An 8,906-nucleotide genomic window follows, 5' to 3' on the forward strand; every position below is an offset into this window, starting at 1 on the left:
AACGGGCCTCCATCCACCCTCAAATCGATTCTGCGCCCGGCTCGACCACCGGAGCATCCACGCCGCGGCCACGCGCGCGCCGGATGATCCGCGACACCGCCGTGCTCATGTCATCGAGCATCGCGTAGATGGTCGGCAGGAACAGCAGGCTCACCACCGTGGAGAACGCCAGGCCGCCAGCGATGGCGCGGGCCATCGGGTAGTACGGCGGACCATTGCCGAGCAGCTGGGTGTCGGTCATGGAGATCGGGATCATCGCCAGGATCGCGGTGCCCATCGTCATCATGATCGGGCGCAGGCGCTCGCGTGAGCCTTCCACCAGCGCCTGGGTCCGCCCCATCCCGCGGCGGCGCAGGTTGTTGATGTGCTCGATCATCACGATGCCGTTGTTCACCACCACGCCCATCAACACCAGGATGCCGATGAAGGACATGATCCCGAACGAGGTGCCGGTGATCCAGAACAGCCAGAACACGCCGAAGATCGAGAACAGCACGCCGCTCATGATCGCCGCCGGGAACAGCAGCGATTCGAACACGGCCGCCATCACGACGTAGATCATCACCAGCGCGATCACCAGATTGAACATCATCTGCGACATCGCCTGGTCGTCGTCGCCGTAGTCGCCACCGTCGAAGCTGAAGGTATAGCCGGCCGGGAAACTCATCGGCGTGAGCATCTCCTCCATGGCCTTGCGCCCTTCCGGCACGGTGACCTTCTCGGCCAGGTTGGCCTTGATGGTCAGCGTGGTCTGGCGGTTGGTGCGGCCGATCTGCGTGGCCGAGGGTTTGATCGCCACATCCACCAGGCTCAGCAGCGGCACCGAGCGGCCGTCACCGGTGCGCACGGTGTAGCTGGCCAGGTCCTCCGGGCTGCTCTGCTCGGCACCGGCGAAACGTACCCATACCGGTACTTCGCTGTCACCGCGGCGGAACTCGCGCAGCGGCGCGCCACGCAGGGCCAGGCCGACGAAGCTGGCGACCTGCTCGGCATTGAAGCCGAAGGCGGCCGCGCGCTCGCGGTCCACATGGATGGACAGCTCGCTGCCCTTCTCGCCGTTGTCGATGCGCACATCGCGCAGTTCCTTGCGCTGGGCCAGCAACGGCACCACTTCCTCGCCGATCTCCTGCAGCATCTTGGTCGAGTCGCCGACCAGCTGCACCTGCACCTGGTTGTTGCCACCGCCGCCGCCGTCGCCCGAGTTGCCGACCACGTAATCGGCACGCGCCGACCGCGGCAGGCCCTTGCGCAGTGCCTCCTGCACGGCCGGCATGCTCTTGGCGTGCGCGGTATCGAAGGTCACGATCGTGCTGCTGCCTTCCTGCTCGCTGTACCAGGAATACACCTGGGTGATGTGCAGCGCCTCGCGGTTGTCATCCAGGTAGCGTTCGACGCGTGCCACTTCCTCGGACATCTGCCCGAAGGTATAGGCGCCCTTCCAGTTGTACCCGATGAACACCTCGTGGCCACCCTCGCCACCGAACATGTCGATCTTGGTCAGCTTCATCGGCACCAGGCTGATCAGGATCACCAGCAGGATGCCGAACACGCTCCAACCGCGATGCTCCAGCGTCCACTGCAGCAGTGTGGCGTAGCGGCGCTGCAGGCGGGCGATCACCCCGCTGTCCGAATGCACCAGCTTGGGCGTCTGCATACGCGCGGACAGCATCGGGATCAGGCTCACCGCGACCAGCCAGGAGGCCAGCAGCGAGACCGAGATCGTGATGGCGATCTGCGACATGAAGATGCTGATGTTGTTGGTCTCGCCGAACAGGTTCGGCACGAACACGATGCAGTGGCACAGCGTGCCGGCGCTCAGCGCGATGGCCACGTTGCGGGTGCCGATGATCGAGGCCAGCCGTGGCTGGTCAGGCATCCGCTCACGTTCCTGGTAAATGCTCTCCACCACCACCACGGCGTTGTCCACCAGCATGCCGACCGCCAGCAGCAGGCCCATCATGGTCAGGATGTTGAGGGTGACGCCGGCGAAATACATGAAGCCCAGCGTGATCACGAAACAGATCGGGATCGCCAGGGTCACCATCAGCGTGGAGGGCCAATGGCGCAGGAAGAAGAACAGCACCGTGATCGACAACAGCAGGCCCACTGCACCCGCCTCGGCCAGCTCCAGCAGCGAAGACGTCACCATCTTGCCCTGGTTGTCGATCACCTTGATCTGCACATCGCGCATCGAGGGCTGCGTGCGGATCGCCTCCACTTCCGCCAGCGCGGCACGCGAGACCTCCACCAGGTTGGCGCTGCGCTCCTTGTAGATATCCAGGCCGACGGCCGGGTTGCCGTCCAGGCGGCGCCCGTAGTTCATGCGCGTGGGCTTGAGCCGGATCTCGGCGATGTCGCCCAGGCGCAGGCCCTTGGTGTCGATCACCAGATCGCGCAGTTCCTGCAGGTCGGTGATCTCGCCCACCGGCTGGATGCGCACGCGCTGGCCGTTGTCGTCGATCTGCCCGGCCGAGATCGAGAAGTTCAGCGCGCGCAGGCGATCGCTGAGCTCGTTGATGCTCAGGTTGTGCGCGGTCAACCGGTCCGGGCTGATCGCGATCTCGACCTCGTTCGGTGGGGCACCGGAGATGTTGACCCGCGCCACCCCCGGGATGCGCTCGATCCGCCGCTTGAACTCGCGGTCGAGCATGTCGTATGCGCCGGTCAGGTCGGTGGCACTGGCCAGGCGCACCTTCAGCACCGGGTCATCGCTGCTGGACCACTTGAACACGTTGTAGCGCTGCAGGTCGTCAGGCAGGTCGCTGCGGATCGCATCGATGCGCTCGCGGGCATCGGAGGCCGCGATGGCGATGTCGCGGTCCCAGTCGGTGAACTCGATGAAGATGCTGGCACCTTCGGAGGTGGCCGAGGAGCGCATGCGCTTGATCCCGGTCATCGTTGCCAGCGCTTCTTCGGTGGGCCGGATGATGTTGCGCTCGACCTCTTCCGGCGTGGAACCGGTATACGGCACCTGCACGAACAGGAACGGCGCGGAGATGTCCGGCAGTGCTTCCAGCGGCAGCCGGAACGAGGCGATCAGGCCCACCACCGCCAACGACACAAAACACATGATCGTGGTGATGGGCCGGCGGATGGAGAACTCGGCAATGCTCATGCCGGCTCCTGTGCGGTGTCATGGCCGGCATCGGCCAGCGGCGTCTTGAGGTGCCGGCCACGCGCGCGGTAGTAGGCGTCGCCACGACGATCCAGCAGGTCGTACACCACCGGGATCACCACCAGGGTCAGCAGGGTGGAGACCAGCAGGCCACCGATCACGGTGATCGCCATCGGCGCACGCACTTCGGCGCCTTCGCCCATCGCCACCGCCAGCGGCAGGAAGCCGAACAGCGTGCACAGGGTGGTCATGATGATCGGCCGCAGGCGGGAGCGCGCGCCTTCCACCAGCGCCTCGCGCTTGGGCACACCGGCCTCGCGCAGCTGGTTGACCTTGTCGATCAGGATGATCGCGTTCTTGGTCACCAGGCCCACCAGCAGGATCAACCCGATGAACACGACCACCGAGATCGGCTTGCCGGTCAGCATCAACGCCAGGATCGCACCGACCAGCGCCAGCGGGATGGTGAACAGGATGACGAACGGGTGCAGCAGCGACTCGAACTGCGAGGCCATCACCAGATACACCAGGAAGATGGCCAGGCCGAAGGCGAAGATCAGCGAGCGCGCCGAATCGGCCAGCTCCTCACCCTGGCCGCCGATGTGCATGCCCACACCGGCACCCAGCGGCTGCTTGGCGACCATGTCCTGCACTTCGCGCACGGCGCCGCCCAGGTCGATATCGCGCAGGTTGGCCGAGACCACCGCCACGCGGGTCTGATCGGCGCGATGGATCTCGCTCGGGCCGTTGGTGGCGACCACCTCGGCCACCGAATCCAGCGTCACCGGCCGGTTGCTGCCCGGATTGACGATCAGCCGGCGGATGCTGTCCACGCTGGCCCGGTCGCCTTCCTGGGCACGGACCAGCACGTCGATCTTGCGGTCGCGGAAGCTGTAGCGCGTGGCCACATCACCGCGCACCTTCTTGACCACCACATCGGCGATCTGCCGCGTGGTCAGGCCCAAGGCACCGGCGCGCTCCTGGTCGAAGCGGATCTGGATCTCCGGGAAGCCCTCTTCCACCGTGGATTTGACGTCTGCGTAGTGCGGGTTGTTGCGCAGCATCGCGGCCAGCGCCTTGCCGGCCGTTTCCAGCGTGGCCATGTCCTGGCCGCGCAGTTCCACTTCCAGCGGGGTGGAGAAGCTGAAGAGCGCCGGGCGGGCGAAATCGACCTGCACGCCGGGATGCTGCTGCATCGACTCACGCAGACGCTCGGTGATCGCCGCTTCGGTGCGTGCGTTGCCGCCACCGGCCATCACCACGGTCAGCTTGCCGATGTTTTCGCCACTCTCGGTCGGGCTGGCATCCAGGCGCGTGCCGCTGCCACTGACGCCGTACAACGAGGCGATGCTGTCGTCCTTGGCATGGGCCAGCTGCATCTCGCGGACCAGTGCATCGGTCTGCTTCAGCGGCGTGCCGGCCGGCAGCTTGGCGGTCATTTCGAAGCGGTCCTGGGCCAGCTGCGGGATCAGATCCGCACCCAGCATCGGCACCAGCGCCATCGTGCCGACGAAGGCCAGCGCGGCCAGACCCAGCACCTTGCCCGGGTGGTGTAGCGCGCCCGGCAGCAGCTTCAGGTAACCGCGTTCGGCACCGGCGTACGGCTTCATCGCCACATCGCTGGCCTTGCGCATCACCGGGCCGACCACGGCCACCAGACCGCGCCAGACGCGGATCACCGACCAGGCCATCCCGAAGCAGATCCAGCGCACCAGCGTGCCTACGCCACGACGGCTGCCGGCGACCGGCTTCAACCACCGGCTGTCCGGCTGCCACGGCTGATGCGCGGGTTCTTCCGGGAAGGCCAGCGGTGGGCGGCCCTTGAGCGAGCTCAGCATCGGGATCAGGGTCATCGAGACCAACAGCGAGATCGCGATCGCGATCGCCACGGTCAGCGCCTGGTCGCGGAACAGCTGGCCGGCGATGCCATCCACGAACACCAGCGGCAGGAACACCGCGATGGTGGTCAGGGTCGAGGCGACCACGGCCATGCTCACTTCACGGGTGCCGACGATGGCGGCCTGCAGGATGCTCAGGCCACGCTCGCGCGCCTTGGCGATGCTCTCCAGCACCACGATGGAGTCGTCCACCACCAGGCCGGTGGCCAGCGCCAGACCGCCCAGCGACATCACGTTCAAGCTCAGGCCGAGCTGGCCCATGAAGAAGAACGTGGTGATGATCGAGACCGGCAGTGACAGGCTGATCACAAACGTGCTCCAGCCGTCGCGCAGGAACAGGAAGATGATCAGGATGGCGAGGATGCCGCCGATCACGGCGTCTTTCTTGACGTCGCTGATGGCGTGTTCGATGAAGCGCGACTGGTCTTCGATCGTGGTCAGCTCGGCATCGCCGGGCACCTGGCCCTTGATCTGCTCCAGCCGCGCACGCAGCGCTTCGGCGGTCGACACCGTGTTGGCATCGCCCTCCTTGTAGATCGCCAGCTCGACCGCTTCCTTGCCACCCAGACGGATGATCGCTTCGCGTTCCTTGTAGCCCTGGCGGACGGTGGCGACATCCTTCAGCCGCACCGGCACGCCGTTGGCGATGTTGGTGGAGCTGCTGCTGGATGCGCTCTGCGCGGCCGAGGCGGCGGCCACGGCGGCATCCGAGCCGGTCGAGGCGGCGATGGCGAACATCTGCTGCATCGCTGCATCGGCCGCGCTGCCGTTGCTGCTCTGGGTGGTCACCAGCAGGTTGCGGATGTCCTCCAGATCGGCGAACTGGTTGACGGTGCGCACCAGGTAACGCTGCGAGCCTTCCTCCAGGCGACCGCCGGAGATGTTGATGTTCTCTTCCTTGAGCCGCTTGATGACATTGTCGATCGGCAGGTTGAGCTGGGCCAGCTTCTGCTGGTCGATGTCGACCTGGATTTCATCCTCCAGACCGCCGCCGACCTTGACCGCCGCCACGCCGGTGACCGGCTCCAGCTTCTTCTTCAGGTCTTCATCGGCGTAGCGGCGCAGCTCGGTGAGCTGGCGCACGGCCTCGGCATCGCTGGACGGATCGGTCTTCGCCGAGATCACCAGCCGCATGATCGGTTCGGTGGACGGATTGAAGCGCAGCAGCACCGGGGACTTCGCCTCCAGCGGCAGGTTCAGCGCTTCCATCTTGTCGCGCACCTCCAGGCTGGCCTGGTCCATGTTGGTGCCCCAGGCGAACTCGAGCACCACATCGCTCTGGCCGGTACGCGAAATCGATTTGAGCTTGCGCAGGTTCTTGACCACGCCGACGGCTTCTTCGACCGGCTCGGTGATCAGCGTTTCGATTTCCGCCGGCGCTGCACCGGTGTACTCGGTGCGCACGGTCAGGGTCGGGTAGCTCAGGTCGGGCAGCAGATTGACCTTGAGATTGCCCAGCGCGATGAAGCCGAACAGCATCAGCGTGACGGTGAACATCGCGATGGTGACGCGGCGGCGGGTGGCGAATTCCACCAGGCCGCCGCCTTGGGCACCGGGGCGCTCGCCCTGGTGCGGATCATTGCCGTGGTCGTTGCCGGCCGCTGTCATTGACGGCTCTCCGCCTTGGCCGGCGCCGGCTTGGCACCGATCACCTGCACCGCGGTGCCGTCACGCAGCGCCACCTTGCCGGCTGTAACCACCTGGTCGCCGGCGGCCAGGCCCTCGCGGATTTCCACCCACGGGCCTTCGGCATAGCCCAGCTTGACCGGCACGCGTGCGGCCTTGCCCTCGCGCACGCGGAACACCGCCGGCTCGCCATCGTCGAGCAGTGCGATCCGCGGCACCACCAGAGCATCGGCACGCTGGTCGTAGTCGATCCGGATGCGGCCGAACATGCCCGGCTGCAGGCCTTCAGCATCTTCGCCAAAGCCGCTGACCACGCGGAAGGTGCCGCTGCCGGCATCGACCACCGGCGAGATGCGGTCCACCGTGCCCGGGAAGGTCTTGCCCGGCAGCGCATCGGCAATCAGCGTGACCGGCTGGCCCGGGCGCAGCGTGGCCAGCTCGCGCTCGGGCACGTTGAGCGTGGCTTCCAGACGCGAGTTGTCGACGATGCGGAAGATCGGAGTGTTGATCTGCACGAAGTTGCCGGTCTTGATCGAGCGCGAGGCGATCACGCCCGAGATCGGCGCGACCACCGTGGTGTAGGACAGTTCGAGCGTGGCCAGGCGGTACTGCGCGCGGGCGTTGTCGAGGTCGTACTTGATCTGGTCGACATCGGCGGCGCTCACCATCTGCTCGCCGACCAGCTTGTGGGCACGCTGGTAATTGTTCTCCAGCTTGCGCATCTGCGCTTCGCTCTGGGCAACCGCCAGGCGCGCACGGTCCGGGTCCAGCCGCACCAGCGGCTGGCCGGCACGTACCTGCTGCCCTTCCTCGACCAGAACGACCAGCGCAACGCCGGAGGTCTTGGCGACCACCTGCGACTCGCCCCGCGGTTCCAGTGCGGCCGTGCCGGTGTAGCTGGCGGCGACGGCGCGACGGCTGGCAGCGACGGCTTCGACCGGTACCGCATCGACCCTCTTCTCGGCCTTGCCGTCCTTTTCAGCAGCGTTGGCTTCGGCGGGGCCGGCGCCACCGCAGCCGCTCAGCAGCAGGGTGGAGGTGATCAGCAGTGCAGCGGCACAGCGTCCGGTGCGGCCGAGCAGGAAAGTGTGTCGCGACATCGTCGTGTCCCTAAGGATGCGTGGGCAGGTGTGGTAGCAAAGTAATGCACCACGTCACGACCACACCATATCCCAAAGGTCATGGTGACCTGCGGCGATGGCTTCCCGGGCCCGGTTTCAGCTAGATGAAATGGCAGGCTATACTCGGCCCAGTTCCGTACCCCACGCCGGAACGACCAGACCCGTTTATCGGAAAAGGACATCATGCGCCCGCAGCCGCTCGCCGCTTGTCTCGTTCTGGCCGTCCTCCTGCCCCTCGGGGCCGCCGCACAGGCCGCAACACCTGCTCCTGCAGTACCCGCCACCCCCGCTCCGGCCGCCACCGCGCCGGCGCCCGCCGCCGTCACCGGCCGGTTCGATAATGGCCGGGTCCTGGCGTACACGTGCCAGGGGTGCCACGGCATCACCGGGTACAAGAACGCCTACCCCAGCTACAAGGTGCCCAAGATCGGCGGGCAGACCCGTGAGTACCTCAGCCAGGCGCTGACCGAGTACCGCCACGGCAAGCGCAAGCATCCGACGATGCAGGCGCAGTCGATGAGTTTCAGCGAACAGGAGATCGCCGATCTCGCTGTTTACCTGTCCACCGTCAAATAAGCGCGCTCATGTCGAAAGCCACGCCACTCCAGCGTTACGCCATCGCCCTGTCCGTTGCCCTGCTGATGACTGCGTGCTCGCAGTCACAGGTGGAGAACAGCGCAGATTCCGCCGCCGATCCGGGCCACGCCAGTGGTGAACACGGGTCCGGCTCCTCCGCCGGCCTGCCGGCCGGCCGCATCGCCGCCGGTGAGGCGCGTGCCCAGGTGAAGGGCAAAGCCACCGGCCAGAGCTGCATCGACTGCCACGGGGCGGACGGCAACAAGCCGATCGACCCGACCTACCCGAAACTGGGTGGGCAGTACGGGGATTACCTGGCGCACAGCCTGCAGGCCTACCGCGCGGGGGATCGCCAGCACGCGCTGATGACCCCGCAGGCGACCGACCTGAGTGATCAGGACATCGCCGATCTGGCGGCCTATTTCGGCTCACGGCCGACCCAGCTGCGGGATCTGCACGGCTTGAAGTGATGGCGGTAGAGCCGACCGTTGGTCGGCTGCCTTCCGTCCGGGCGCCATGAGGTAGTGCCGGCCGCTGGCCGGCTCTCCTCTGGATTGCCTGGAGCCGGCC

At 66.5% G+C, this 8,906-nt stretch carries 5 protein-coding genes; 2 read left to right on the plus strand and 3 right to left on the minus strand.

The genetic code is table 11. The features are described 5' to 3' along the window. Positions 1–19: 19 nt before the first annotated feature. From ABE571_RS02405 to ABE571_RS02415, 3 genes are read right to left on the minus strand one after another with little or no spacing between them, the layout of a single operon-like run. Entirely contained in the window at positions 20–3,115 is a 3,096-nt protein-coding gene (locus ABE571_RS02405; RefSeq protein WP_346493109.1) for an efflux RND transporter permease subunit, read from the minus strand. Next, entirely contained in the window at positions 3,112–6,621 is a 3,510-nt protein-coding gene (locus ABE571_RS02410; protein ID WP_346482196.1) for an efflux RND transporter permease subunit, read from the minus strand. Before ABE571_RS02410 ends, ABE571_RS02405 begins: the two co-directional genes overlap by 4 nt. After that, entirely contained in the window at positions 6,618–7,739 is a 1,122-nt protein-coding gene (locus ABE571_RS02415) for an efflux RND transporter periplasmic adaptor subunit (RefSeq protein ID WP_346493110.1), read from the minus strand. The genes ABE571_RS02410 and ABE571_RS02415 overlap by 4 nt, the downstream gene beginning before the upstream one ends. Before the next feature lie 204 nt (positions 7,740–7,943). On the opposite strand from ABE571_RS02415, the gene ABE571_RS02420 reads away from it, so the two are divergent. Both ABE571_RS02420 and ABE571_RS02425 read left to right on the plus strand, forming a co-directional pair. Beyond that, the gene (locus tag ABE571_RS02420; RefSeq protein WP_019183109.1) at positions 7,944–8,336 is read left to right on the plus strand and encodes a c-type cytochrome; all 393 of its coding nucleotides are present in this window, start codon (positions 7,944–7,946) and stop codon (positions 8,334–8,336) included. A gap of 8 nt (positions 8,337–8,344) precedes the next feature. Then, entirely contained in the window at positions 8,345–8,806 is a 462-nt protein-coding gene (locus tag ABE571_RS02425) for a cytochrome c (protein WP_019183110.1), read from the plus strand. Positions 8,807–8,906: the final 100 nt, after the last annotated feature.

Source organism: Stenotrophomonas sp. TWI273, from assembly GCF_039674765.1.
Classification (GTDB): domain Bacteria; phylum Pseudomonadota; class Gammaproteobacteria; order Xanthomonadales; family Xanthomonadaceae; genus Stenotrophomonas.

Coding starts and splice junctions, on each gene's coding strand:
- ABE571_RS02405 (WP_346493109.1), bottom strand. CDS start 3,115: ATGAGCATTGCCGAGTTCTCCATCCGCCGGCCCATCACCACGATCATG.
- ABE571_RS02415 (WP_346493110.1), bottom strand. CDS start 7,739: ATGTCGCGACACACTTTCCTGCTCGGCCGCACCGGACGCTGTGCCGCT.
- ABE571_RS02410 (WP_346482196.1), bottom strand. CDS start 6,621: ATGACAGCGGCCGGCAACGACCACGGCAATGATCCGCACCAGGGCGAG.
- ABE571_RS02425 (WP_019183110.1), top strand. CDS start 8,345: ATGTCGAAAGCCACGCCACTCCAGCGTTACGCCATCGCCCTGTCCGTT.
- ABE571_RS02420 (WP_019183109.1), top strand. CDS start 7,944: ATGCGCCCGCAGCCGCTCGCCGCTTGTCTCGTTCTGGCCGTCCTCCTG.